This is a genomic window from Rhizobacter sp., from assembly GCA_019635355.1.
GTDB lineage: Bacteria > Pseudomonadota > Gammaproteobacteria > Burkholderiales > Burkholderiaceae_C > Rhizobacter.
Window position 1 is genome coordinate 2,728,872 of sequence record JAHBZQ010000001.1, and the last position, 24,882, is coordinate 2,753,753.

Consider the following 24,882-nt stretch of genomic DNA (forward strand, 5'->3'; position numbering starts at 1 on the left):
GACATCCTTCCTATCGAGGGCTCAATTATCCACGCCCCGGACAAGACCTCACTGGGCGTTGGAAGCCGCCAACTTGATCATTGCGGGCTTTTCTTCCGCCTTCAGCGTGCGCAATTCACCTTCAATGGTGGCGCCCTGGTGCATTTCAAGCGCTTCGTACTTCACGTCGCCCACGATCACCGCCTTGGGCTGCAACTCGAGCAGCGCATCGGCCTGAACCGGGCCGGTGACGTGGCCGTTGATGATGACGTGACCGGCCTTCACACGCCCCACGACGCGGGCCTTTTCGCTGATGACGAGGATGCTGGTTTCCACTTCACTGGCGATCACGTCGCCCTGCACTTCGCCATCGATGCGCAGGCCGTCGGAGAACTGCAGCTCTCCGCGGATCACCGTGCCCTCGCCGATGAGGGTGCGAATGGGAGGCTGCTTTTTCTTCGCGAACATGGTGATGGCTCCTGGTAGAGATTGACGGAGGAAGGTCACAACTTGACGGTCTGGGTCGCCCGGACCCCGCCCTGGTTGTCGGTCACCTTGACCTGCACCGTCTTCACCACCGCTTCTTGCGGGTAGCTCACGGTGCCTTCGAGGCGGGCTGACTGCTTCACTTGCAGTGGCTTCGGCCCGCCGGGCTGGGAAATCGTCCAAGGTTTGTCACCCAGTGTGCCCGACAGCACGATGTCGTAGCGGCCGGCAAACTCGGGTGGATTCTTGCCTATTTGCATGATCAGAACCTGAAATCGCACCTGGCCCGGGCCCGCCGCCTCGGCCTGGAGGGCTCTGACGTTGAGCCCGGAGGCGCTCGCCGGCAGCAGCCGCTCGAAGAATCCCAGGTCCGCTTTCAGCGACAGGTTTTCGGACTCGACCTGCTTGATCTGCTGGGCCAAGCGCTCTTGGGCCACTTTCTCAGCCTTAAGCAGGCTCTGTGCCGTGTTCGCGATGGACTGGGCGCCCTCGCGCTCCTCGCGCAGCTTGGCCACCTCGACCCGCAACTCGGCCAACTCGGCCTTGGCGTCCTTGTCCAGGCCAGCGATGCTCTTGCCAAACTCGAACGCCCACAAGGATAGCGCCGCCGAGAAGCCAAACACCAGCGCCACCACCGCCCAACGCAGCGGCCACGGCAGGTGGCTGCGGACGATCATGCGCGGGGCGCTGATCGACAGCCGTCGGCGTAGCAATTTCCAGCGCATGGGAGGTTCTGGGAGGCAGGGCGGCTACAGGAGGCGCGATTGTAGAAGCCACCTTTTGGTGCGGCCTGTGTCGAAAGCTTGCAGGTGTGTGCAAGCGGCTCCAGGAATGAAAAAGGCCGCTGAAAGCGGCCTTTTCGCACGGTCTGGCAGGAAGTCAGCGCTTGCTGAACTGCTTGCGGCGACGGGCGCCGTGGAGGCCGACCTTCTTCCGTTCGACTTCACGCGCGTCGCGCGTGACGAAGCCGGCGCGGCTCAGTTCGGGCTTGAGTGCTGCGTCGTAGTCGATCAGGGCGCGGGTGATGCCGTGGCGCACCGCACCGGCTTGGCCGGACTCGCCGCCGCCGTGCACGTTGACCTTGACGTCGAACGCGGCGTCATTGGCGGTCAGCACGAGGGGCTGGCGCACGACCATGATGGACGTCTGGCGACCGAAGTACTGGTCGACGGGCTTGCCGTTGACGAGGATCTGGCCAGTGCCCTTCTTGATGAACACGCGTGCCACCGAAGACTTGCGGCGGCCGGTTCCGTAGTTCCAATTTCCGATCATCACCGCTCCTTAGATTTCCAGCGCCTTGGGCTGCTGGGCGGCGTGCGGGTGGGAACCACCGGCGTACACCTTCAGCTTCTTCACCATCGCGTAGCCGAGCGGGCCTTTAGGCAGCATGCCCTTGACGGCCTTCTCCAGCGCGCGGCCGGGGTGCTTGGCTTGCATGTCCTTAAACTTGGTGCCGTAGATGCCGCCCGGGAAACCGGAGTGGCGGTAATACACCTTGTCGTTGGCCTTGTTGCCCGTCACGCGGAGCTTGTCTGCATTGACGACGACGATGAAATCGCCGGTGTCGACGTGAGGCGTGTAAATGGCCTTGTGCTTGCCGCGCAAACGGAGTGCCACTTCGCTGGCAACACGTCCGAGCACCTTGTCGGTGGCGTCAATCACAAACCACTCGTGCGTCACTTCGGCCGGCTTGGCGCTGAAGGTCTTCATGAGGATCTTTCGATGTGCCTGCCCTGGTGAGGCGAGGCGGGATGTGGCTCAATGTCGGGCCGGCGGTGTTCTCGGTGCTGCTTATCGAGGCAACCTCTCAAACAACTGACGGCGCTGTTCTTCCCCGGAGCCGATCGGGAAAGCCTTCTAGTGTATCCGAAGCCCGGCGACACAGGTAGACCTATCGCCACCGGGTCTGCTGGCGCACCCGATAGAATTAGGGTTTTCACCAATACGAGGTCTGCATGGTCTCCAGCACCACCTCCCAGCTTCACACAACCCCAAAGCCCGCCCCGGAACGGCTTTCCTGGGTGCCGATCCGGTCGCTCGCGGAGCGCCATCGCGAACGCATCGCAACGCACATTCTCGGACTGAGCGAGAGTGACCGCTACCTGCGGTTCGGTTACCCCGCCACCGATGAACAAGTGCAGCGCTACGTGGAGTCGATCGACTTCGAGCGCGACGAGGTGTTCGGCATCTTCAACCGCCGCCTCGAACTCATCGCCATGGCGCATCTGGCGTATCTGCCAGTGCCAACACAGCCCGAAGCCCCCGCCACGGCCGAATTCGGGGTCTCGGTCATCGGCCGGGCGCGAGGCCGAGGCTATGGGGCTCGCCTTTTCGAGCACGCGGTGCTGCACGCACGCAATCGTGGATGCGAGCGTCTCTTCATCCACGCATTGAGCGAGAACGCCGCCATGCTCAAGATCGCCCGCAACGCGGGGGCCACCGTTGAACGAGATGGGCCGGAATCGGAAGCGTGGTTGAAGCTGCCGCCCGACAGCATCTCGTCGCAAGTCGGCGAACTCGTCGGCCACCAAGTCGCGGAGTTCGACTACCAGCTCAAACTGCATGCACAGCGTCTCAGCGCGTGGCTGAAAGGGTCACCTGAAGTCAAGACTCACACGGTCGAGATCGACCGCAACGCATCGGAGTAGTCAGCCAATCAATCGGCCGCCAAGCCGCGCCATTGCTGGGTTTGCGGCAAATTCCCACACCCATGTCGGGGATGGGAGGCCTCAGGGGGCACGGTTAGCATGACCTGAACACGTCATGCTGAATCTCCCTAACACTTATTGGGCTGTTGCACTGGGCGGCATTGCCGCACTGCTCGTCCTGGCCCTGATCGTCGTCGTGCTGCGTGGCCGCAAGCCGCGGCCGAAGCCTCTGCCGCTGGAGTGGGCCCTGACCGGCCGCCCCGTCTTCAGCACCGACGAGCGGCGCATCTACCGCTTGCTGCGCGAAGCGCTGCCGCACCACATCATCCTGTCGAAGCTGCCGTTGGTGCGCTTCTGCCAGCCCACGGACCCGAGCGAGGTGCGCTACTGGTACGAGCTGCTGGGCACGACGCACGTCACCTTCGCCGTGTGCAGCGCCAACGGCCGTGTGCTGGCCGCGGTCGACCTCGACATCGAGCGCGGCCACTCGCACCGTGCGCAGCAGGTCAAGCAGGCGGTTCTCTCGACCTGCCGCGTGCGCTACATGCGCTGCCCCGTCGACCGCATGCCATCGGTGGCCGAGCTGCAGCTGCTGGTGCCGCACAGCGGCGCTGCCGCGCGCGCCCCCGAGCCGATGCCGCCCCACAGCTTGAACCAGGCACGCAGCTCGCTCGCCAGCACGGTGGCGCACCGTCGCGCCGAGCGGACCGCGCTGTGGCAGGACTCGTCGCTGTTCCAGGACTCCTTCTTCGCACCCGACAGCCGCCTCGACGCCTTCACCGCCAGCGACCTCGTCGGCCTGTCGGACCGGCCTTCCTCGCTGGTTGGCGGCGACGACATCGGCGGCGTGGTGGTCGACGGCCCCGGCAACGACTCGCGCCGCTGACCCAGGGCCGCTGCACCGGGCGCTTACGATGCGCCCATGCCTTCCCCCTCGACGCCCACGAGCGCCACCCCCTATGCCGGCCTGACGCCGGACGCCGTGCTCGATGCACTCGACTGCGTCGGCCTGCGCGGCGATGGCCGGCTGATCCAGCTCAACTCTTATGAAAATCGCGTCTTCCAGGTCTTCCTGGAAGACGGCTCAGTGGTGGTGGCGAAGTTCTACCGGCCCGGCCGTTGGAGCGACGCGCAGATCCTGGAGGAACACGCCTTTGCGGCCGAGCTGGCCGAGGCCGAGATCCCGGTGGTTACACCGCGCCTGCTGGGCGACACGACCTTGCCCTCGTTCACCATCGACGGGCAGCCCTATCGCTTCAGCATCACGCCGCGCCAGTCGGGCCGCGCCCCCGAGCTGGAAGACCCCGCCACCCTCGAGTGGATCGGCCGCTTCATCGGCCGCATCCACACCGTCGGGGCGCGCAAGCCGTTCACCCATCGACTGACACTCGACCTCCACAGCCACGGCACCACGCCACGCGACTGGCTGCTCGACTCCGGCCTGATCGCCGTCGAGACCCAGACCGCCTGGAAGCAGACCGTCGACCAGGTCCTCGACGAAGTGCAGCGCAGTTTCGACGCCGCCGGGGCCTACCGCGCGATCCGGCTGCACGGCGACTGCCATGTCGGCAATGTGCTCTGGACCGACGCCGGCCCGCACTTCGTCGACCTCGACGACGCGCTGATGGGCCCGCCGGTGCAAGACCTGTGGATGCTGCTCTCGGGCGAGCGCCAGCAGATGCAGCAGCAGCTCACCGCCCTGCTCACCGGCTACGAAGACTTCATGGAGTTCGACTGGCGCCAGCTGCGCCTGATCGAAGCACTGCGGGCGCTGCGCATGATCCACTACAGCGCCTGGCTCGCGCGCCGTTGGGCCGACCCGGCCTTCCCGGTTGCGTTCCCGTGGTTCGGCGATCGCAACTACTGGAGCGAGCAGATCATCCGTCTTCGCGACCAGCTCGATGCGATGCGGGAGCCACCGCTCGGCGGCTCCGTCTTCTGAGCACGAATCAGGCGGTCAGCAAGGCGTTCACACGCCGCACGTAGGCCGCCGGATCTTCGAGATGGCCGCCCTCGGCCAGCACCGCCTGGTCGAAGAGGATGTGCGCCAGCTCCTCGAAATGCGCACTGCCGTCGAGGCGCTTGACCAGTGCGTGTTCGGCGTTGACTTCCAGCGTGGGCTGCTGCGCCGGCGCGTTCTGGCCTGCCTGCTTCAGCATGCGCGCGAGGTGGCCGCTGATGTCGCCTTCTTCCACCACCAGGCAGGCCGGCGAATCGACGAGCCGCGTGGTCACGCGCACGTCCTTCGCGCGGTCCTTCAGCACCTCCTTCAGGCGGTCGAGCACCGGCTTGAAGGCAGTGGCCGCTTCTTCGGCCTGCTTCTTCTCAGCCTCGTCCTGCAGCTTGCCAAGGTCGATCGCACCCTTGGCCACGCTTTGCAGCGGCTTGCCCTCGAACTCGTAGACGTGGCTCAGCATCCACTCGTCCACGCGGTCGGTGAGCAGCAGCACCTCGATGCCCTTCTTGCGGAAGATCTCGAGCTGCGGGCTGTTCTTCGCAGCGGCCAGCGTGTCGGCGGTCACGTAGTAGATCGCTTCCTGGCCTTCCTTCATGCGCTTGACGTAGTCTTCCATCGACACGCCTTCGTCCGCCTGGGTCGAGGCGAAGCGGAAGAGCTTCACCAGCCGCTCCTGGTTGGCGTGGTCTTCACCCACGCCTTCCTTCAGCACCGCGCCGAAGTCTTTCCAGAACTTCGCGTACTTCGTGCGTTCGGCTTCGTCCTCGCTGTTGGCCAGGCCTTCGAGCATCGACAACACGCGCTTGGTCGACCCTTCGCGGATGGCCTTCACGTCGCGGCTTTCCTGCAGCAGCTCGCGGCTCACGTTGAGCGGCAGGTCGGCGCTGTCGATCACGCCCTTCACGAAGCGCAGATACACCGGCATCAGCGCTTCGGCGTCGTCCATGATGAAGACACGCTTCACGTAGAGCTTCACGCCGCCGCGCTTGTCGCGGTTCCACAGGTCGAACGGCGCCTTGGCCGGGATGTAGAGCAGCTGCGTGTATTCGCTGCGCCCTTCCACGCGGTTGTGCGTGTAAGCGAGAGGCGCTTCGGTGTCGTAGCTGATCTGCTTGTAGAACTCTTCGTACTGCTCGGGCGTGATGTCGCTCTTGCTGCGGGTCCACAGGGCCGCGGCCTTGTTGATCGGCGCCCATTCGTCTTTGACGATCTGCTCGCTTTTCTCCGGATCCCACTCTTCCTTCTGCATGAGCACCGGCAGGGAGATGTGGTCGGAATATTTGCTGATGATCGAGCGCAGCTTCCAGCCGCTCAGGAATTCTTCTTCGCCCTCGCGCAGGTGCAGGATCACGTCGGTGCCGCGCGTGGGCTTGGTGATGGTCTCGACCTCGAAGTCGCCGCTGCCGTCGCTGCTCCAGCGCACGCCCTCTTCCGCCTTCGCGCCCGCACGGCGCGATTCCACGGTGATGCGGTCGGCCACGATGAAGCCCGAGTAGAAGCCCACGCCGAACTGGCCGATCAGCTGCGCGTCTTTCTTCTGGTCGCCTTCGAGCTTGGCCATGAACTCGCGCGTGCCGCTCTTGGCGATGGTGCCGAGGTTGGCCACGGCTTCCTCGGCCGACAGGCCAATGCCGTTGTCCCGGATCGTGATGGTCTTGGCCGCCTTGTCGAAGCTCACGCGCACCTCGAGGTTGGGCGCGTCCTCATACAGGCCGGCATTGTTCAGGGCCTCGAAGCGCAGCTTGTCGCACGCGTCGGACGCATTCGACACCAGCTCGCGCAGGAAGATCTCCTTGTTCGAGTAGAGCGAGTGCGTGACGAGGTGCAGGATCTGCTTGACCTCGGCCTGGAAGGAAAGGGTTTGTTTTTCCATGGTGTTCGGGAAGACGCTTTAGGTTCTGACCAATCGGCCGCGCCAGCACATAGGGTCGCAGCGACCGTTTTCAAGAGCGGGCGGGGATCATAAGGACAAGCCCTCGACAAGCCCCTTTGGCGCGCTTGGGCACCAGCCGGTCGTGTCGCAGCGCTCCGCTACGATCCGCCGCTCCTTCCAAGAAGAGCGGGCGCCCTGCCTGCCACCCTATCCGCATGACTGCATTGGAAAGCTGGCTCTCAAGCTCACCCGGTTCTGCGGCCCCGTTGTGGACGCTGGAGGGCCTGCGCGGTGCCGACCCCGTGCTCGGCTTTGCGCTGGTGATGCTGGCCGCCGTGGCGCTCGCCGAGCTGCTGCACCGCAAGCTGCGTGCCCCGCGCATGCTGGGCCACATGATCACCGGCGCGCTCGCGAGCCCACTCGCGCTGCGCCTGCTCGACCGCACCGACCTCGACCCGTGGAAGCCGATCATCGACCTCGCGATCGGCGTGCTCGTGTTCGAGCTCGGCAGCCGCATCCGCCCGCGCTGGCTGATCGACAACCCCTGGCTCGCCTTCACCTGCGCGCTCGAAGGCATGCTGGCCGGTCTGTGCGTGGCGGTCACGCTCGTGTGGCTGGATGCGCCCGTGGCGTCGGCCTGGCTGGCCGGTGCGGTGGCCATGTCGACTTCGCCGGTGATCACCCTCGTGCTCGTGCACGAGCTGCGCTCGCGCGGGCAGGTGACCGAACGGCTGCTCATCACCACCGCCATCAACAGCGCCCTCGCGATGCTGGCGCTGAAGGCCTGGAACGTGGTGGCCGCCGCCGGCAGCATCAACATCGGCAACGAGCTGCTGCCGGTGGTGACCGACGCGGTGGTGGTGATCGGCGGCTCCTTCCTGCTCGGCGTCTTCGCCGGCTGGCTGCTCGCCAAGCTGCACCAGCCGCTGCGCGATGCCGCCGCCGCCCCGGTGTTGCAGATTGCGCTGGTGATCCTCGCCGCGATGGTCGCGGCGCAGTGGAAGCTGTCACCGCTGCTCGCGCTGCTCATCGCTGGCATGGCGGCGCGTTCGAAGATGGGCCACATGCTCACCGTCGAGCCGCAGCTGGGCAGCGCCGGCGCGGTGCTGACCGTGCTGCTCTTCATTGCTCTCGGCATGCTCTTCACGCTGGACGACGTGGCGACGCTCTGGCCGTGGGTGGTGGCGATCCTCCTGGCCCGCCTGGTCGGCAAGGGCGTGGCGGTGTCGCTGCTCGCCCGCCTGAGCGCGCTGAGCTGGCGCCAGGCCGCCGCGCTCACGCTCACGCTGCAGCCGATGAGCAGCCTCGCGGTGCTGCTCGCCGGCAACACCTTCGGCTGGGCCTCCCAGATGCCCGGCGTGGCCGGGGGCGTGCTGCAAGCGTTGCTGATCGCGACCACCGTGTCGCACCTCCTCGGCCCGGTGCTTACCAAGTTCTCGCTCAAGTCGCTGGCCGACGAGTGCCCGCAGCCCGCCACCAAGGAGCGCTGAGATGTCACTCGCCACCTTCACCCAATCCGAACCCTTGACGCTGGGCGTGGAGCTCGAGCTGCAGCTCGTCAGCATGTACGACCACGACCTCTCGCCGCAGGCCGACGACCTGCTGCGCGAGCTCGACCGCCACCCCGGCGCGTGGGACGTGAAGCCCGAGATCACGCGCAGCATGATCGAGATCGGCACCTCCATCCAGCGCCAGCACGCGCCGCTCGTGGCCGAGCTCACCGACCTGCGCCAGCAGCTCTCGCGCGCCGCGCGCAAGCTCAACATCGGCATCGCCGGCGGCGGCACGCACGCCTACCAGCACTGGAGCGAGCAGCAGATCTACCCGACCGAGCGCTTCCACTACATCAGCGAGCTGTACGGCTACCTCGCCAAGCAGTTCACCGTGTTCGGCCAGCATGTGCACGTGGGCTGCGAAGACGGCGACACCGCGCTCTGGCTGCTGCACGCCCTCTCGCGCTACGTGCCGCACTTCATCGCACTCTCGGCCTCGTCGCCCTACGTGCAGGGCGTGGACACCGGCTTCGACTCGGCCCGCCTCAACTCCGTCTTCGCCTTCCCGCTCTCGGGCCGCGCGCCCTTCGTGCGCTCGTGGGACGAGTTCGGCGGCTACTTCGACAAGATGACGAGCACCGGCGTCGTTCAGTCGATGAAAGACTTCTACTGGGACATCCGCCCCAAGCCCGAGTACGGCACCATCGAGCTGCGCGTGTGCGACACACCGCTCACCGTCGACAAGGCCGCCGCGCTCGCCTGCTACCTGCAGTGCATCTGCCGCTACCTGCGCGAGGAAAAACCCTTCGAGCCGGCCGAAGACGACTACCTCGTCTACACCTTCAACCGCTTCCAGGCCTGCCGCTTCGGGCTCGACGGCGAGATCGTCGACCCCAAGACCAAGACTCGCCAGAAGCTCAGAGACGACATCCTGCGCACGCTCGCCCGCATCGACGAGCACGCGCTCGACCTGCAGGCGCTCGAAGCCAGCAACCTGATCCGCGAGACGCTCTTCGAGGGCAACGATGCGCAGTGGCTGCGCTCGCGGCGCAAGGGCGGCGTGCCGCTCTCGGCCGTGGTGGAAGACGCGACGAAGCGCTGGATGGCTTAGTGGAGCTTGATGCGCGGCCGGTAGGTGCGGTCGAGCATTTCCGACAGCGTGATCATCGCGGTCTTGCGCACGCCACCGAGCGCGAGCTGGTGCTGCTTGTGCAGCGACCAGTACATCAGCTGCGCCAGCCGACCTTCGATGAAGAGGCTGCCGCGCGTCAGGCTGCCCATCAGGCTGCCCACCGATGAATATTCCGACAGCGACACCAGCGAGCCCTGGTCGCGGAAGACGAACGGCGTGACCGGCTCGCCCTTCATCAGCTTGGGCAAAGCCTTCACCAAATACATCGCCTGCTGGTAGGCCGCCTGCGCCCGTGGCGGCACCCAGGTGCCGTCGGGCTGCTGGCAGGCGGCGCAATCGCCGAAGGCGTAGATGTCGGGGTCCTGCGTCGATTGCAGGTTGCCGTTGACCATGAGCTGGTTGAGGCGGTTGGTCTCGAGCGGCTTCTCTCCACCCAGTGTCTTCAGGAAGTCGGCCGCCTTCACGCCCGCGGCCCACACGGTGAGCGTGGAGCGGATCACCTTGCCGCTGGCCATCTTCACCGCATCGGCCGTCACCTCGACGACCTTCTCGTTGGTGTGCACCTCGACCGCGAGCTTGCGCAGCTCCCGCACGGCCGAATCACTCAGCCGCTCGGGCAGCTGCGACAAGAGGCGCGGCGCCGCTTCCACCAGCACGATCTGCAGGTCCTTCTCGGGGTGGATGTTGTCGAGGCCGAAGTTGGCGAGCACACGCGCTGCGGCATGCAGCTCGGCCGCGAGCTCCACGCCGGTGGCGCCGCCGCCGACGATGGTGACGGTGAGCCGCCCCATGCCTGGCACGCGCGGCACGCTCTGCGCGCGGATGCATTCATTGATGAGGCGGTTGTTGAAACGCTTGGCGGCCTGCGGGCTGTCGAGCTTGATGGTGTGCTCACCGGCGCCCAGCGTGCCGAAGTCGTTGGTCTGGCTGCCCACCGAGATCACCAGCGTGTCGTAGGCCAGCTCCTGCGCCGGCGTGATCTCCATGCCGGTCTCGTCGTAGCTGGCGGCGAGCTGGATGGTCTTGCGGGCACGGTCGACGCCCACGAGGCTGCCCAGGCGGAAGCGAAAGCAATTCCAGCGCGCCTGCGCGAGGAACTCGATCTCTTCGGCATGCGTGTCGTAGCTGCCGGCCGCCAGTTGGTGCAGCAGCGGCTTCCACACATGGGTGCGAGCAGAGTCGACCAGGGTGATCTCGGCGAGCTTCTTCTTGCCCAGCTTCTTGCCGAGCTGTGTGGCGAGCGCGAGGCCTCCCGCCCCGCCACCCACGATCACGATCCGATGCATGTCTTGGAACCCTCGTTGGTGTGCTTGTTTGTCGGCCGCACCTTCTGTGTGTACCAGGGCCCGCGGACAGCGGGCGGCATGATAACGGAAGCGAACGACCGTTCTTTTTCAGCTGCTCGCTCTGGCTGCTGAATAGAGCGCTCAGTCCAGCGTCTGTCGGTAGCGCGCCAGCGCCACCGCCCCGGCCACCAGCATGAAGAGCGCGATCGGCCACAGCTCCGGCAGGATCTGTGCCGCCCCGTTGCCCTTGAGCAGGATGCCGCGCACCACCCGCAGGAAGTGCGTGAGCGGCAGCGCCTCGCCGATGGCCTGCGCCCAGCCGGGCATGCCGCGGAACGGGAACATGAACCCCGTGAGCAGCATCGAGGGCAGGAAGAAGAAGAACGTGAGCTGCATGGCCTGCAGCTGGCTTTTCGCAAGCGTCGAGAAGGTAAAACCTACCGCCAGGTTGGCGGCGATGAAGAGCACCAAGACCGCCGACAGCAGCCAGAGGCTGCCCACCATCGGCACGTCGAACAGCAGACGCGCCACCACCAGCACCACCGCCACCTGCACATAGCCGATCAGGATGTAGGGCGCGATCTTGCCGAGCATCACTTCCAGCGGCGTGGCGGGCGTGGCGAGCAGGTTTTCCATCGTGCCCCGCTCACGTTCGCGTGTCATCGCGAGCGAGGTCATCATCACCATCGTCATCGTGAGGATCACGCCGATGAGGCCGGGCACGACGTTGTAGGCGGTCACGCCTTCGGGGTTGTAGCGGCGCTGGATGCGCAGGTCGAACGGCGGCTCGGTGGCGCGCAGCGCGGCGTAGGGGCCGGTCAGGTCGCGTGTCAGGCTTTGGCGGCCGATCAAGGTGAGCGCCGCGATGGCGTTGCCCGTGGCCGAGGGGTCTGTGGCGTCGGCCGCGAGCAGGAGCGCGGGGCGCTCGCCGCGCAGCAGGCGGCGCGAGAAGTCGCTCGGCACCACGAGCGCGAACTGCACCGCGCCTTGGGCGAGCAGTTCATCGGCCTGCTGCACGGTGGCCGGCCGCTCGGTGACCTGGAAGTAGCCCGAGTTCTCCAGCCCCGCCACGAAGCTGCGCGTGTGCTCGCTGTGGTCCATCACCACCACCGCGAGCGGCAGGTGCTTGGGGTCGCTGTTGATCGCGAAGCCGAAGAGGATCAGCTGCACGATGGGCACCGCCACCATCATCCCGAAGGTGAGCCGGTCGCGGCGCACCTGGCGCAGCTCCTTCAGCAGGATGGCGAGCAGCCGAGACCAGCTCATGACGCGCTCGACGCGAAGTTGTCTTGCGCCTGCTGCATCAGCGCGATGAACACGTCTTCCAGGCTGGGCTCGATGGATTCGATGCGCAGGCCCTGGCCGGCCAGCGGGGCGGTCGCCGCGCGCAAGGCTTCTTCGCTGTCGGCGCTCACGTGCAGCGTGGCCCCAAACGGAGCAACGGTGCGAATGCCCGGTGCGGCGCGCAGGCGATGGCCCACCTCCACCAGGCCCTCGCCACTGAGCGCCCAGGTGACGAGGCCCGCCCCGGCGATCACCTCGGCCACCGTACCGCGCGTGAGCAGCCGGCCGTAGGAGATGTAGGCCAGCTCGTGGCAACGCTCGGCCTCGTCCATGTAGTGCGTGGAGACGAGCACGGTGAGCCCCTGCGCGGCGAGGTCGTGGATCTGGTCCCAGAAATCGCGGCGTGCGGCGGGGTCGACGCCGGCCGTGGGCTCGTCGAGCAGCAGCAGTTGCGGCGCATGGATCAGGCAGGCCGCGAGCGCCAGGCGCTGCTTCCAGCCGCCCGAAAGCGCACCGGCCAGCTGCTCGCGGCGCGTGGCCAGGCCCAGGCGCTCCAGCGTGTCGGCCACCTTGCGGCGGCGGTCGGCCACGCCGTAGACGCGGGCGACGAAATCGAGGTTCTCTTCAATGCTCAAGTCGTCGTAGAGGCCGAAGCGCTGCGTCATGTAGCCGACCTCGCGCTTGATCTTGAGCGCATCGCGGCGGATGTCGTGGCCGAGGCAGGTGCCCTCGCCTTCGTCGGGCGTGAGCAGGCCGCACAGCATGCGGATGGTGGTCGTCTTGCCGCTGCCGTTGGGGCCGAGGAAGCCGTAGATGCGGCCGCGGGGCACGCGCATGTCGAAGTGGTCGACGACGACGCGCCCGCCGAAGCGCTTGGTCAGCCCGCGCACGTCGATGACCGGCGCGTCCGTCACCGGCGCACCTCCAGCGGCTGGCCCGGGTGCAGGCGCGTCGCGTCTGCTGCCGACGGCCGCGCCTCGACCATGAAGACGAGCGCCGCGCGGTTTTCCTTGCTGTAGATGAGCGGCGAGGTGAACTCGGCTTCGCGGGCGATGTAGCTGACCTTCGCCGGGATCGGCGCCGTGCACCCATCGCAATGCAGCGTGACGGCCTGGCCGAGCTGCAGCGTGCCGAGCACCGGCTCGGGCACGAAGAAGCGCGCTTTCACCTGCGACGGTGGCAGCAGCGTGAGCACCGGGCTCCCCTGCGGCACCCATTCGCCTTCGCGGTAGAGCACGTCGGTCACCTGGCCGGCGGCGGGCATGCGCTGCGTCTTCTGCTGCACGCGCCACTCGGCCTGTGCGAGCTGTGCCCGGGCGGCGAGCACTTCCTGCTGTGCCGCGGCGATCTCCTGCACACGGCCGCCCTGGCCGGCCAGACGGAGCTGCGCATCGAGCTCGTTCACCCGCGCCTGGTCGCGTGCGACGGCAGCACGCACCGCGTCGAGGCTCGCGGGCGAGCTGAAGTTCTGCGCCACCAGCTCCTGGGCCCGCGTGAGTTCGCGGGTCGACAGGTTCAGCGCGGCCTGTGCCTGTGCCCGCTGCGCGCGCAGGGCAGCGATCTCGTCGGGCCGTTTGCCCGCCTGCAGGTTGCCGAGCTGCTGCTCGGCACGCCGCAGCCGTGCCTGCGCTTCTTCGCGGGCCGCGCGTTCGCTGTCTTGTTCGAGCACGAAGGCCGGCGCACTCGCCTGCACCGCGTCGCCGCGCTGCACGTGCAGCTGGGTCAGCGTGCCGCTGATAGGCGCGGCCAGCCGCACGCTCTCGCCTTCGACATACCCCGCGAAGCCTGCGGGCGGCGCGGCGGTGCACGCCGCGATGACACCCACCGCCACACCGCTCGCCAGATGCTTGAAGAGCCAGGTCATCGTGAACCTCCTCATGCCGACAGGCCGCGCAAGGCCCAGTCGATGCGCCGTGCCACGGCGGCGTCCGAGAGCACGTGTCGCTCGATCACGCCCGCCACCGCGTCGGGGGCCTGCGCCTGCACCGCGCCGCCCATCAACACCGGCGCGCCAACGGCGCCGAACAGGAAGGCCACCACCTCGGGCGGCGGCGCCTTGACGATCAGCCCTTCGCGCTGCGCCTGCGCGATGAGGCCCGCCACCACGGCCACATGGCGCGGCAGGTTGGCGCGGAAGAACTCGACCACCGCCGCCTCGCCCGCCATCGCATCGCCCGCCATGCGCAGCAGCAAGGCCTGCTGCTCACGCCCGAAGCGCGCGAGCGAGGCGACCACCGCCCGCAGGTTGTCGAGCACCGGCCGCTTCGGGTCGACCTTCAGCGTGAGCGCCGAGAACATCTCTTCGTAGACCCGCTGCAGCACGGCGCGGATGAAGGTGTCCTTGTTCTTGAAGTGGTAGTGAAACATGCCGAGGTTGACCCCGGCGTGGTCGGCGAGCTTGCGCACCGACAGGCCGGCACAGCCGGTCTGCGGCAGCAGTTCGAGGCCAGCATCGAGCAGGGCCTGGTCGACGTTTTGGGACGGGCGTGGCATGCCGATAACTATACGGACGTATAGTTATCAATGCAAGGGCCCGCTCGGACGGCCCGCTTTCGCCAGGTTCAGGTCTTGGGGCTCGGCGGGCGCGCACGCCGGTAGTCGGTCGGCGTGGCCCCAAACGCCTCGCGAAAGGCCCGGTTGAACGGGCCGATGCTGGCAAAGCCCGCGTCCATCGCGATGGTGAGCACCGGCAGATGCGCGCACGCGGGGTCGTGCAGGCGCTCGGCCGCTTCGCGCAGGCGGAAGTGGTTGAGAAAGGCCGCGAAGTTCTTGAAGCCGAGGTGGCCGTTGATGACGTGGCGCAGCCGGTGCTCGGGCAAGGCCACCCGCGCGGCCAGCTCGCCGATGCTCAGGCCGTGGTGGCGGTACAGGGCCTCGCGCTGCAGGGTGTCGAGCAGCTGCTCCGCCTGCAGGGCTGCCAGCGCCTGGTTGACGCCGCTGCGGTGGGCGCCGACCGCTTTCAAGTCGTGCTGGACTGCCGGCTCGGGCGCACGCGCCACGTCCAGCACCCTCGCCCAGGGGCTGGGCTGGCCAACCGCCAGCGCCAGCCAGAAGAGCTTGAACAGCGTCTGCGCCCCGACGAAGGCCACACTCATCTCGACCGGAGCCAGCTGCCGCAGGCCGGCCGCATACACCCCCAGCGCCAGCACCACGTAGGCCACGCAGGCCAGCGCCAGTGCGACCCGCATGCGTCGGCGGAATTCATCGAGGTCGTCGCGCCGCCGGCTGACCAGGTGCCACAGCATGTGGGCCACGAAGCCGGCCAGCAGCATCGACAGCAGCCCGAACCAGAGCGGGCGCTGGCCGGGCCAGGCCCAGGCCGCCGCCACCAGCAGCACTGCTGCAGCGCCACCCGCTGCCGCCGGTCGAAGGCTCATCACCCCGTCGAACAGGAAGCGCAGCACGAGCCACAGCGCCGGCACGCCACAGCAGGCCAGCGCCCGCAAGATCCAGCGGACCGCGTCGGGCGCCTGCAGCACCGAAGGCAGCGGCAGCAGGCTGTACGCCGCGCCACTCACGGCCAGGCACCCCACCGCCACCACCAGGGCGCGCGGCGCCCCCGGCATCACCGCCATCGCCACACCCACCCCCACCGACAAGGCCACCGAGGCGCCCACCAGAAGCATCAACAGTTCGATCGACGACATGCAGGCCCCCGGGCGACAACGAGCCGGCGGATTCTAGGAATCCTTCACCCGATTTCGAATCCGGCCAGCATCCCTCCAAACACGGCAAGACCTCGACGCACGCCGCCGGCACCCTGGGGGCCTCTTCAACCACCGGGTTCTTTCTGTCATGGCATGGGGTCTTCTCACTTTGGCCGGCCTGTTCGGCGGCTACGCGCTGGCGGACGCGCCGTCCACGCACATCCACGAGTTCGGGCTCGACCGTTTCGAGCCCTTGCACGCCAACCGGCAACTTCATCTCACGAACGCACACGCCTACCTGCGCGAGAGACGATTCGAGAACTGGCCGCTCACGCTGCGCCTGGGGCTGGTGGCCCAACACGCGCGAGGTGAGATCACGCAGCTCACCGACAGCTTGTCAGCGCAGACGCTCGACAGCCCCGGCCACGGCCTGGGCGTGAGCGCCGAAGCGCGCCTGCGCGTGTGGGGTGGCTTTCACCTGGATGCGAGTGCTGCACCCATGCTCTACGACCGCCGCTTCCCAGCGGGCGGCACGCACTACAACGGGATGTTCCAGGCCGGCCCGTCATTCACCTGGCCGATGGGCTCAGGCCAGTGGACGCTGGGCGCCCGCTGGCTGCACATCTCCAACGGCCGCGGCCTCGGGCCCGACAACCCGTCGACCGAAGGGCGGGGGCTGGTGCTGCGCTACCAGCTCCCGCTCTGAGCCGCCTCGGTTGGCGCTCAGTTCGCGAACGCGGCAATGCCCGTCTGGGCACGGCCGAGGATCAGCGCATGCACGTCGTGCGTGCCCTCGTAGGTGTTCACGACTTCGAGGTTGACGAGGTGGCGCGCCACGCCGAACTCGTCGCTGATGCCGTTGCCGCCCATCATGTCGCGCGCCAGGCGGGCGATGTCGAGGCTCTTGCCGCAGGAGTTGCGCTTCATGATCGAGGTGATCTCGACCGCGGCCGTGCCTTCGTCCTTCATGCGGCCCAGGCGCAGGCAGCCTTGCAGGCCGAGCGTGATCTCGGTCTGCATGTCGGCCAGCTTCTTCTGGATGAGCTGGTTGGCCGCGAGCGGGCGGCCGAACTGCTTGCGGTCGAGCACGTACTGGCGGGCGCGGTGCCAGCAGTCTTCGGCGGCGCCGAGCGCACCCCAGGCGATGCCGTAGCGCGCGCTGTTGAGGCAGGTGAACGGGCCCTTCAGGCCGCGCACTTCGGGGAAGGCGTTCTCCTCGGGGCAGAACACGTTGTCGAGCACGATCTCGCCGGTGATCGACGCCCGCAGGCCGACCTTGCCGTGCACGGCCGGGGCGGAGAGGCCCTTCCAGCCCTTCTCGAGCACGAAGCCGCGGATCGCGCCTTCATCGTCTTTCGCCCACACCACGAACACGTCGGCGATCGGGCTGTTGCTGATCCACATCTTGGCGCCGGTGAGGCTGTAGCCGCCCTGCACCTTCTTCGCGCGCGTGACCATGCTGCCGGGGTCGGAGCCGTGGTCGGGCTCGGTCAAGCCGAAGCAGCCGATCCACTGGCCGCTCGCGAGCTTGGGCAGGTACTTCTGCTTGGTCGCTTCGTTGCCGAACTCGTTGATGGGCACCATCACGAGCGAGCTCTGCACGCTCATCATCGAGCGATAGCCGGAGTCGACACGCTCCACTTCACGCGCGATCAGGCCGTAGCAGACGTAGTTGAGTGCGGCACCGCCGTATTGCTCGGGGATCGTCGGGCCGAGCAGGCCCAGCTCGCCCATCTCGCGAAAGATCGACGGGTCGGTCTTCTCGTGGCGGAAGGCTTCGAGCACGCGCGGCGCGAGCTTGCCCTGGCAGTAGTCGCGGGCGGCGTCGCGGATCTGGCGTTCGTCGCTGGTGAGTTGTTGGTCGAGCAGCAGGGGGTCGTCCCACTGGAAGGCGGCTTTGGTGGTGGCCATGTGTGTCTCCGGAGGTGTTCAGGCAGCGAGCGGGATGTCGCGTTGGGTGAGTGCGGCAAATCGCTGAAGGTGGGTGTCAGTGTCACCGAAGCTCAGCTCGATCGCCATGAGCCGCTTGAAGAAGTGGCTGACGTTGAGCTCTTCGGTCATGCCCATGCCGCCGTGCAGTTGCACCGACTGCTGGCCGATGAAACGACAGGCGTTGCCGATCACCACCTTGGCGGCCGAGAGGGTCTTGCGGCGCTGGGTCTCGTCGGCCACGTTGCAGTGCATCGCGGCCAGATACGCCATCGAGCGCGACTGCTCCAGGTGCATCAGCATGTCGGCGGTGCGGTGCTGCAGCGCCTGGAAACGGCCGATGGGCTGGCCGAACTGCTGGCGGGTCTTGAGGTATTCGATGGTGGCGTTGACGGTGGCTTCCATCACGCCCAGCGCTTCGGCGCAGACGGCCGCGAGGCCGATGTCGAGCGCACGGTCGATGGCAGCGGTGGCGCTCTTCGAGGGTGAGCCGAGCAGCGCGCTGGCAGGCACCTTCACGTCGCTCAGCACCACGTCGGCGGCGCGGCGGCCGTCGAGCGTCTTGAAGGCCTTGAGCGTGAGGCCGGGCGCGTCTTTCGCCACACGGAAGACGGCCACGCCGTCGGCATCGCCGGGCTGGCCGCTCACGCGGGCCGAGACCAGCAGCTCGTCGGCGGCCGGGGCGAGCGAGACCACGGCCTTGTGGCCGTTGAGCACGTAACCCTCGCCGCTTTTCTTCGCGCTCGTCTCCACCCACACCGCCTGCCCACGGCCCGCCGCTTCGGTGTGCGCGAGCACCACGATGCGCTCACCGCCGCCCATCGCCGGCAACAGCTCGGCGCGCTGCTCGGGCGAGCCGAAGTCGCGCACCAGCGCGGTGGCGATCACGGCGCTGTCGAGCAAGGGCTCGCACAGCATCGCAGGGCCGGCCGATTGCAAGGCGAGCAGCGTCTCGATCGGGCCGTAGCCCAGGCCGCCGTCGGCCTCGGGGATGTTCATCGCGAGCACGCCGAGATCGGCCAGGCCTTGCCACACCTCGTGGCTCCAGCCTTCGGCGCTCTTCAGGATCTTGTGGCGGCGCTCGAAGCTGTAGTCGCCCTGCACGAAGCGGGCAATGGCGTCTTGCAGTTGCTGCTGCTCTTCGCTGAAAGAAAAGTCCATGGTTGCCCCTTACAGCCCCAGCAGCTGCTGGGAAATGATGTTCTTCTGGATCTCGTTGGAGCCGCCGAAGATCGAGAGCTTGCGCATGTTGCAGTAGTGCGCGCCCAGGCCGGCGGCATAGCGCGGGCCGATGTCGCCCTCTTCGTCGCTCTCGCTTTCTGCCTTGTACGGCAGCGCATACGGGCCGACGGCGGCCACCAGCAGCTCGGTGATTGCCTGCTGGATCTCGGTGCCCTTGATCTTGAGGATCGACGCGGCGGGGCCGGGGGCCTTCTCGTTCGCCTCATCGGACAACACGCGCAGGTTGGTCATCTCGAGCGCCATCAGGTCGATCTCGATCTGCGCGATCTTGGCGGAGAAGAGCGGGTCTTCGAGCAGCGGCTTGCCGTTCTTCCGCTCGGTGGCCGCCACGCGCTTCAGCCGCTCGATCTCGCGCTTGCTGATGCCGATGCCGGCGATGTTGCTGCGCTCGTGGCCGAGCAGGAACTTGGCATACGTCCAGCCCTTGTTCTCTTCGCCGATCAGGTTCTCGGCGGGCACGCGCACGTTTTCGAACCAGACCTCGTTCACCTCATGGGCGCCGTCGAGCGTGATGATGGGCCGCACGGTGATGCCGGGCGTCTTCATGTCGATCAGCAGGAAGCTGATGCCGCGCTGGGCTTTCGCCTGCGGGTCGGTGCGCACGAGGCAGAAGATCCAGTCGGCGTGCTGGCCGAGGGTCGTCCAGGTCTTCTGGCCGTTGACGATGAAGTGGTCGCCGTCCTTGTCGAGGCCGCGCACCGCGCGGGTCTTGAGCGACGCGAGGTCGGAGCCCGAGCCCGGCTCCGAGTAGCCCTGGCACCACCACTTCCGCGCGCTGCTGATGTCGGGCAGGAAGCGCTTCTGCTGCTCGGGCGAGCCGAAGGCCATGATGACCGGCGCCACCATCTTGATGCCGAAGGGGATGAGCCGCGGCGCCCCGGCCGCCGCACATTCCTCTTCGAAGATGTACTGCTGCACCGCGTTCCAGCCTGGGCCGCCGTGCTCTTTGGGCCAGCCGGGGCCACCCCAGCCGCGCTCGTGCAGCGTGCGCTGCCACATCACGTGGTCGTCACGCGTGAGGCGAAGGCTGTTGACCACCTTGTGGCGCAGCGACTCGGGCAGCTTCTCGCGCACGAAGGCGCGCACCTCCTCGCGGAAGGCTTGTTCTTCGGGGGTGAAGGTCAGGTCCATGCGGGCGTCTCTCGGTGAGCAGGGGCAGCGGGGTGACACGCTTGCGCCACGCTGCGTTTTGTGCTGCAATGCGGAACTTGATTCCGCAAGTAAAAACAGAAGGAGGATTGTTCATTCTCCCCAGCAGACTTGTCAACTTGCGGTCTTTCCCGAGGTAAAACGATTCATCACCCGGGAAGCGGCTTGCGGAAAATCCCCCGAAGCAAGGTGAACTGGGGAATCCCAGAGGCTGCAATTTTTGGATTTGTGTTCCACTTTGGACGCTTTCCGCACGACGACTGACAGACATGATGGACACACTCACCAAGAACGCCCGGGTCGAGCGCCCCCGCGCTGCACCGAAGCCCAAGGAAGATCGCCACTTCGTGACGGCGCTGGCGCGCGGGCTGGAGGTGCTGGCCTGCTTCCGCTCGGGCGACAAGGCCCTGGGCAACCAGGAAATCGCCACCCGCTGCCGGCTGCCGAAGTCGACGGTGTCGCGGCTCACCTCCACGCTCACCAAGCTCGGTTATCTGATCCAGGTGGAAGAGAGCGGCAAGTACCGCCTGGGCACGGCCACGCTGTCGCTGGGCAGTGCAATGCTGGCCCGGCTCGACGTGCGCCAGATCGCCCGGCCCATGATGCAGGAGCTGGCCGACGCCACCCGCTCGATGGTGTCGCTCGGCACGCGCGACCGGCTGTCGATGATCTACGTCGAGAACTGCCGCAGCTCGGCGGCGCTCACCTTGAGCCTCGACGTGGGCTCGCGCATCCCGGTGGCCACCTCGGCCATCGGCCGCGCCTGGCTCGCGGCCATTCCCGAGCGCGAGCGCCAGGACTTCATGGAGCGCGTGCAAGAGCTCGACGAAGTGGCCTGGCCCGACATCCGCGACGGCATCGCCCGCGCAATGGACGAGTACGCCACCCTGGGCGTCACCTGCTCCTTCGGCGACTGGCAGAAAGACGTGAACGGCATCGCCCGCGCCTTCCAGCCGGGCGGCGGGCTGCCGCCGATGGCCATCAACTGCGGCGGGCCCTCGTTCAACCTGTCGAAGGACTTCCTGCTCAACGAAGTGCGGCCCCGCCTGATCGACATGGTGACGCGGCTCGAAACCTCGCTGCTGCGCTGAGGCAGCGCCGCGTCAGCGCTTCAATTTAATAGCGTGACGCGCTGCCGCCCTGCGAGGCGCCGTTGCGCCGCGCGCCGGTGGCCGCGTCGATGCCGGCCGCCGCCGCCAGCCCGCGGCGCACGCCCTTCTCCAGCTGCGTGGCGCTGATCGGCTTCACCCAGTATTCGTAGGCCCCCAGGCTCATGGCCTTCAGGATGTCCATCGACAGGTGGTCGGCCGTCAGCAGCGCCACCTTCAGGCCCTGCGAGATCTCGACGTTGAGCGCCCGCACCACCTCCAGGCCGCCGGTGTCGGGCAGGTGCATATCGAGCAAGACCAGCTGCGGGTGCTCGGCGCGCACCTTCTCGACCCCTTCGGCACCGGTCGCCGCGCGGATCAGCTGCACGCCGGGCAGCGTAGCCGCGAGCTGCGCCTGGACCAGCAGGAAGTTCAGATCCTGGTCTTCGATGTAGAGGACGGTGCCCTGGGGATCAGGGCCGGTCATGCGCACGTCGTCCATGTGAAGCTGTTCTTGTTGCAGTGCACCAAGCATAGAACTCGGCGGAAAGAGCACAAGCCCAACCGACGCCCGAAGCAGGGTTTTGCGGGTTCGGCCCGTTGTAATTATTAATTTCGAAGCGTAGATTGCACGGCATCACTGCTCCATCCACTCCGGCATTACCCCATGGTCGATGTCACCCCGCTACGCCGGCTCTCACTTCATGAAGAAGTGGCCACTCGCCTTCGACACATGGTGTTCGAGCGGCAGCTGGCGCCGGGCGACTGGATCGACGAGCTGGCGCTGGCCCAGCAATGGCAGATCAGCCGCACGCCGCTGCGCGAGGCCTTGAAGGTGCTGGCCGCCGAAGGGCTGGTCGAGCTGGTGCCCCGCCAAGGTTGCCGGGTCACCGAGATGTCGGAAGACGACGCCGACGAACTGTTCCCGGTGATGGCGCTGCTGGAGGGCCGCTGCGCCTTCGAGGCGGTGCGCAAGGCCACGCCGGCCGGCATCGCCCGGCTGCGCCAGCTGCACGAGGCGCTGGAGCGCCACGCCGCCGCGCACGACGTCGACGGCTACTACCGCGCCAACCATGACTTCCACAGCACCGTGCAAGCCCTGGCCGACAACCGCTGGCTCGACCGTGCGACCAACGAGCTGCGCAAGTTCCTGCGCCTGCTGCGCGGCCGGCAGCTCAACTGGCCGGGCCGCATCGAGGATTCGATCAACGAACACCGGGTGCTGATGGCTGCCTTCGAGCAGCGCGACGCCGCGCGCGCCGAACGCCTGATGCACGACCACCTGATGGCGCAGCTCGGCGCACTGAAGGCCCTGCGCGCCCATGAAGAAGAGGCGAAGCACCATGCTTGAAGAACTCAAGACCGCCGCGCGCCGCGCCACCGACGGCCGCCAGCTGCGCCACCTGCTGCTCGACTGCCACCGCCTGCTCTCCGAGCGCGGCGAAGCCAACAGCGTGGCCATCGCACGCCAGCTCGTCTCGCGCTTCAGCGCCCTGCCCGAAGAGCAGCAGGCCGGCTTCTTCGACAAGCTCTCCACCGACTTCAGCCCCGACCCGCAGGCCGTGCTCAACGTGGCGCAGGCCTATGCGCAGGCGCCCACGCCCGAGAACCTGATCCGTTTGACTCGCCTGGCCGAGCCGCCGCGGCAGGAGCTGCTCCGCCGCATCAACCGCACGCCCGGGGGCACGGCGCAGATCGTCGCGATGCGGCGCAAGCTGCTCTCGCGCCTGCCCGCGCAACCCGGCCTCAGCGCGCTCGAGAGCGACTTCCACCACCTGCTCTCGTCGTGGTTCAACCCCGGCTTCCTGCAGATGCAGCAGGTCGACTGGCGCTCGCCCGCCGAGCTGCTCGAGCAGATCATCCGCCACGAGGCGGTGCACGAGATCGACGGCTGGGACGACCTGCGCCGCCGCCTGCAGCCCGACCGGCGCTGCTTCGCCTTCTTCCACCCGCAGCTGCCCAACGAGCCGCTGATCTTCGTGGAGGTGGCGCTCGTGCCCGAGATGCCCGACGCCATTGCGCCGCTCATCGACAAGCGCGCGCACCCGCTGCCGCCGAGCGACTTCAAGGTCGCCGCGTTCTACTCGATCAGCAACTGCCAGCCGGGGCTGCGTGGCGTGTCGCTGGGCAACTTCCTCATCAAGCGCGTGGCCGAGCAGCTGCACCGCGAGCTGCCGCAGATCCGCCGCTTCTGCACGCTCTCGCCCATCCCCGGCTTTGCGAAATGGCTGCAGGCGGGCACGCCGCCGCCCGAGGGCCTGAAGCGCGGCGTGGCCGAGCGCATCAACGAGGCGCGTGAGCTGCTGCTGAAGGCGACCGGCGACGACCTGTCGACGCTTGCCCACGCCGCCAAGCTGCAAGCGCTCGACGAGCCCGCACGCGAGGCGCTGTCGCGGCTGTGCGCCTCCTACCTCGTGCACCACGCGCCCACGCCACAAGGCGACTCGGTGGCGCGCTTCCACCTCGACAACGGCGCGCGGCTGGAGCGGCTCAACCCTATGGGCGACATGTCGCGCAAGGGCCTGAAGCAATCCTTCGGCATGATGGTCAACTACCTCTACGACCTTCAGAAGATCGAAGCCAGCCACGAGCAGTTCGTGCACGGCGAGGTGGCGCACTCGCGCGCCGTCAGCGCCCTGATCTGATCTCTCTCACAACCACACACAGGAGACGACATGACCCACCCTGAGCACCCCGTGCTGCGCCGCAGGCGCCTTATCACCCTCGGCTCGCTGGGCGCCGGCGCCATGCTCGCCGCACCCTTCGTGCGCGCGCAGTCGGCCGGCTGGCCGAGCCGGCCGGTCACCATCGTCGTGCCCTTCCCGGCCGGTGGCGGCACCGATGCGTTCGCCCGCCCGCTCTTCGCCGCGATGACCCGCAACAGCGGCAAGCAGTTCGTGATCGACAACAAGGGCGGCGCCGGCGGCACCGTGGGCGCGACCATCGCCTCCAAGGCCACGCCCGACGGCTACAACTTCTTCATGGGCGCGGTGCACCATGCCATCGCGCCGGCCATGTACCCGAAGCTCGAATACAACCTCGAGGCCGACTTCATTCCCGTCGGCCTGATCTCCAGCGTGCCGCAGGTGATCGTGGTCAACCCGCAGCGTGTGCCAGTGAACGACCTGAAGGGCTTCCTCGAGTACGTGCGCAAGAACCCGGCGAAGCTCAACTACGGCAGCGCCGGCAACGGCACCTCGCACCACCTCGCCGGTGAGCTCTTCAAGCTGCAGACCAAGACCTTCATCACGCACATCCCGTATCGGGGCGCAGGCCCCGCCCTGCAAGACCTGATCGCCGGCCAGGTCGACCTGATGTTCGACGGCTTGGGCTCGTCGGCTTCGCACATCAAGGGCGGCCGCATCAAGGCCCTGGCGGTGGCGAGCGAGAAACGCGCACCCGGCTTCCCCGACGTGCCGACCAGCGGCGAAGGCGGCGTACCCACCTACCAGGTCGCCACCTGGTACGGCCTGTGGGCGCCCAAGGGCACACCGAAGGAGCTGGTGGAGGCGATGCGCGCCGAGATGCAGAAGGCGCTGCAGTCCGACGAACTGAAGAAGACCTGGAACGGCCTCGGCACCGACACGCCCAACCTCTATGGCGATGCCTTCGGCCGCTTCGTGAGCGCCGAGATCAAGCGCTGGGGCGAAGTGGTGAAGAAGTCCGGCGCAACCCTCGAATGACCTGCA

25 protein-coding genes are annotated in these 24,882 nt (G+C 67.4%); 10 read left to right on the top strand and 15 right to left on the bottom strand.

What is annotated here, in order from left to right; all coding sequences use genetic code 11:
* Nucleotides 1–48 precede the first annotated feature (48 nt).
* The 4 genes from KF892_12325 to rplM form a co-directional block, all read right to left on the bottom strand.
* Nucleotides 49–447 carry a polymer-forming cytoskeletal protein gene (locus KF892_12325; protein MBX3625794.1) on the bottom strand — a complete coding sequence of 133 codons (399 nt, stop codon included), beginning with the start codon at nucleotides 445–447 and terminating at the stop codon, nucleotides 49–51.
* Nucleotides 448–482: 35 nt separating this feature from the next.
* Nucleotides 483–1,190, bottom strand: coding sequence for a hypothetical protein (locus KF892_12330; GenBank protein ID MBX3625795.1), 708 nt, complete (start codon nucleotides 1,188–1,190; stop codon nucleotides 483–485).
* Between the two features lie 154 nt (nucleotides 1,191–1,344).
* The gene (gene rpsI / locus KF892_12335; protein ID MBX3625796.1) at nucleotides 1,345–1,737 is read right to left on the bottom strand and encodes a 30S ribosomal protein S9; all 393 of its coding nucleotides are present in this window, start codon (nucleotides 1,735–1,737) and stop codon (nucleotides 1,345–1,347) included.
* A 9-nt stretch (nucleotides 1,738–1,746) separates the two neighbouring features.
* Nucleotides 1,747–2,175, bottom strand: coding sequence for a 50S ribosomal protein L13 (gene rplM, locus KF892_12340; GenBank protein ID MBX3625797.1), 429 nt, complete (start codon nucleotides 2,173–2,175; stop codon nucleotides 1,747–1,749).
* Between the two features lie 245 nt (nucleotides 2,176–2,420).
* On the opposite strand from rplM, the gene KF892_12345 reads away from it, so the two are divergent.
* The 3 genes from KF892_12345 to KF892_12355 all read left to right on the top strand — a co-directional run bounded on the left by KF892_12345 (nucleotide 2,421) and on the right by KF892_12355 (nucleotide 5,055).
* Complete coding sequence (locus tag KF892_12345) at nucleotides 2,421–3,113, top strand: GNAT family N-acetyltransferase (protein MBX3625798.1); 693 nt, start codon at nucleotides 2,421–2,423, stop codon at nucleotides 3,111–3,113.
* 115 nt (nucleotides 3,114–3,228) lie between these two features.
* Nucleotides 3,229–3,999, top strand: coding sequence for a DUF2726 domain-containing protein (locus KF892_12350; protein ID MBX3625799.1), 771 nt, complete (start codon nucleotides 3,229–3,231; stop codon nucleotides 3,997–3,999).
* A gap of 36 nt (nucleotides 4,000–4,035) precedes the next feature.
* Entirely contained in the window at nucleotides 4,036–5,055 is a 1,020-nt protein-coding gene (locus KF892_12355; protein ID MBX3625800.1) for a serine/threonine protein kinase, read from the top strand.
* Nucleotides 5,056–5,062: 7 nt separating this feature from the next.
* On the opposite strand, the gene htpG is transcribed toward KF892_12355, so the two are convergent.
* Nucleotides 5,063–6,943 carry a molecular chaperone HtpG gene (gene htpG, locus KF892_12360; protein ID MBX3625801.1) on the bottom strand — a complete coding sequence of 627 codons (1,881 nt, stop codon included), beginning with the start codon at nucleotides 6,941–6,943 and terminating at the stop codon, nucleotides 5,063–5,065.
* A 215-nt stretch (nucleotides 6,944–7,158) separates the two neighbouring features.
* On the opposite strand from htpG, the gene KF892_12365 reads away from it, so the two are divergent.
* Both KF892_12365 and KF892_12370 read left to right on the top strand, forming a co-directional pair.
* Nucleotides 7,159–8,433 (top strand): cation:proton antiporter, encoded by a 1,275-nt coding sequence (locus KF892_12365; GenBank protein MBX3625802.1) that lies wholly within the window; start codon nucleotides 7,159–7,161, stop codon nucleotides 8,431–8,433.
* Nucleotide 8,434: 1 nt separating this feature from the next.
* The gene (locus tag KF892_12370) at nucleotides 8,435–9,547 is read left to right on the top strand and encodes a glutamate--cysteine ligase (protein ID MBX3625803.1); all 1,113 of its coding nucleotides are present in this window, start codon (nucleotides 8,435–8,437) and stop codon (nucleotides 9,545–9,547) included.
* Here the strand turns inward: KF892_12370 and KF892_12375 are convergent.
* From KF892_12375 to KF892_12400, 6 genes are all read right to left on the bottom strand, one after another.
* The gene (locus KF892_12375; GenBank protein ID MBX3625804.1) at nucleotides 9,544–10,854 is read right to left on the bottom strand and encodes an NAD(P)/FAD-dependent oxidoreductase; all 1,311 of its coding nucleotides are present in this window, start codon (nucleotides 10,852–10,854) and stop codon (nucleotides 9,544–9,546) included. The two genes, KF892_12370 and KF892_12375, sit on opposite strands and share 4 nt — an antisense overlap.
* Nucleotides 10,855–10,995: 141 nt before the next feature.
* The gene (locus KF892_12380; GenBank protein ID MBX3625805.1) at nucleotides 10,996–12,120 is read right to left on the bottom strand and encodes an ABC transporter permease; all 1,125 of its coding nucleotides are present in this window, start codon (nucleotides 12,118–12,120) and stop codon (nucleotides 10,996–10,998) included.
* Nucleotides 12,117–13,052 (bottom strand): ABC transporter ATP-binding protein, encoded by a 936-nt coding sequence (locus KF892_12385; GenBank protein ID MBX3625806.1) that lies wholly within the window; start codon nucleotides 13,050–13,052, stop codon nucleotides 12,117–12,119. The genes KF892_12380 and KF892_12385 overlap by 4 nt, the downstream gene beginning before the upstream one ends.
* Nucleotides 13,049–14,002: an HlyD family efflux transporter periplasmic adaptor subunit gene (locus KF892_12390; protein ID MBX3625807.1), complete on the bottom strand. Its 954-nt coding sequence runs from the start codon at nucleotides 14,000–14,002 to the stop codon at nucleotides 13,049–13,051. The genes KF892_12385 and KF892_12390 overlap by 4 nt, the downstream gene beginning before the upstream one ends.
* Nucleotides 14,003–14,013: 11 nt before the next feature.
* A complete protein-coding gene (locus tag KF892_12395; protein MBX3625808.1) occupies nucleotides 14,014–14,631 on the bottom strand; it encodes a TetR/AcrR family transcriptional regulator in 618 nt (205 codons plus the stop codon).
* A gap of 68 nt (nucleotides 14,632–14,699) precedes the next feature.
* Nucleotides 14,700–15,785, bottom strand: a complete 1,086-nt coding sequence (locus KF892_12400; GenBank protein MBX3625809.1) for an AraC family transcriptional regulator — start codon at nucleotides 15,783–15,785, stop codon at nucleotides 14,700–14,702.
* Between the two features lie 148 nt (nucleotides 15,786–15,933).
* Here KF892_12400 and KF892_12405 point away from each other — a divergent pair, with 148 nt between their 5' ends.
* Nucleotides 15,934–16,491, top strand: coding sequence for an acyloxyacyl hydrolase (locus KF892_12405; GenBank protein ID MBX3625810.1), 558 nt, complete (start codon nucleotides 15,934–15,936; stop codon nucleotides 16,489–16,491).
* 17 nt (nucleotides 16,492–16,508) lie between these two features.
* Here the strand turns inward: KF892_12405 and KF892_12410 are convergent, their stop codons facing one another.
* Genes KF892_12410 through KF892_12420 form a run of 3 tightly spaced genes read right to left on the bottom strand, consistent with a single transcriptional unit; the run spans nucleotide 16,509 to nucleotide 20,087 of the window.
* On the bottom strand, nucleotides 16,509–17,696 hold the full coding sequence (locus tag KF892_12410) for an acyl-CoA dehydrogenase (GenBank protein MBX3625811.1): 1,188 nt from the start codon (nucleotides 17,694–17,696) through the stop codon (nucleotides 16,509–16,511).
* 18 nt (nucleotides 17,697–17,714) lie between these two features.
* On the bottom strand, nucleotides 17,715–18,875 hold the full coding sequence (locus KF892_12415) for an acyl-CoA dehydrogenase family protein (GenBank protein ID MBX3625812.1): 1,161 nt from the start codon (nucleotides 18,873–18,875) through the stop codon (nucleotides 17,715–17,717).
* A gap of 9 nt (nucleotides 18,876–18,884) precedes the next feature.
* Nucleotides 18,885–20,087: an acyl-CoA dehydrogenase family protein gene (locus KF892_12420; protein ID MBX3625813.1), complete on the bottom strand. Its 1,203-nt coding sequence runs from the start codon at nucleotides 20,085–20,087 to the stop codon at nucleotides 18,885–18,887.
* Between the two features lie 290 nt (nucleotides 20,088–20,377).
* Here KF892_12420 and KF892_12425 point away from each other — a divergent pair, with 290 nt between their 5' ends.
* Complete coding sequence (locus KF892_12425; GenBank protein MBX3625814.1) at nucleotides 20,378–21,196, top strand: IclR family transcriptional regulator; 819 nt, start codon at nucleotides 20,378–20,380, stop codon at nucleotides 21,194–21,196.
* Between the two features lie 25 nt (nucleotides 21,197–21,221).
* On the opposite strand, the gene KF892_12430 is transcribed toward KF892_12425, so the two are convergent.
* Nucleotides 21,222–21,695, bottom strand: a complete 474-nt coding sequence (locus tag KF892_12430; protein ID MBX3625815.1) for a response regulator — start codon at nucleotides 21,693–21,695, stop codon at nucleotides 21,222–21,224.
* 165 nt (nucleotides 21,696–21,860) lie between these two features.
* Here KF892_12430 and KF892_12435 point away from each other — a divergent pair, with 165 nt between their 5' ends.
* Genes KF892_12435 through KF892_12445 form a run of 3 tightly spaced genes read left to right on the top strand, consistent with a single transcriptional unit; the run spans nucleotide 21,861 to nucleotide 24,876 of the window.
* Nucleotides 21,861–22,544, top strand: coding sequence for a GntR family transcriptional regulator (locus KF892_12435; GenBank protein MBX3625816.1), 684 nt, complete (start codon nucleotides 21,861–21,863; stop codon nucleotides 22,542–22,544).
* Nucleotides 22,537–23,838 (top strand): malonyl-CoA decarboxylase, encoded by a 1,302-nt coding sequence (locus KF892_12440; GenBank protein MBX3625817.1) that lies wholly within the window; start codon nucleotides 22,537–22,539, stop codon nucleotides 23,836–23,838. Before KF892_12435 ends, KF892_12440 begins: the two co-directional genes overlap by 8 nt.
* A 30-nt stretch (nucleotides 23,839–23,868) precedes the next feature.
* Nucleotides 23,869–24,876 carry a tripartite tricarboxylate transporter substrate binding protein gene (locus KF892_12445; protein ID MBX3625818.1) on the top strand — a complete coding sequence of 336 codons (1,008 nt, stop codon included), beginning with the start codon at nucleotides 23,869–23,871 and terminating at the stop codon, nucleotides 24,874–24,876.
* The last annotated feature ends 6 nt before the right edge of the window (nucleotides 24,877–24,882 follow it).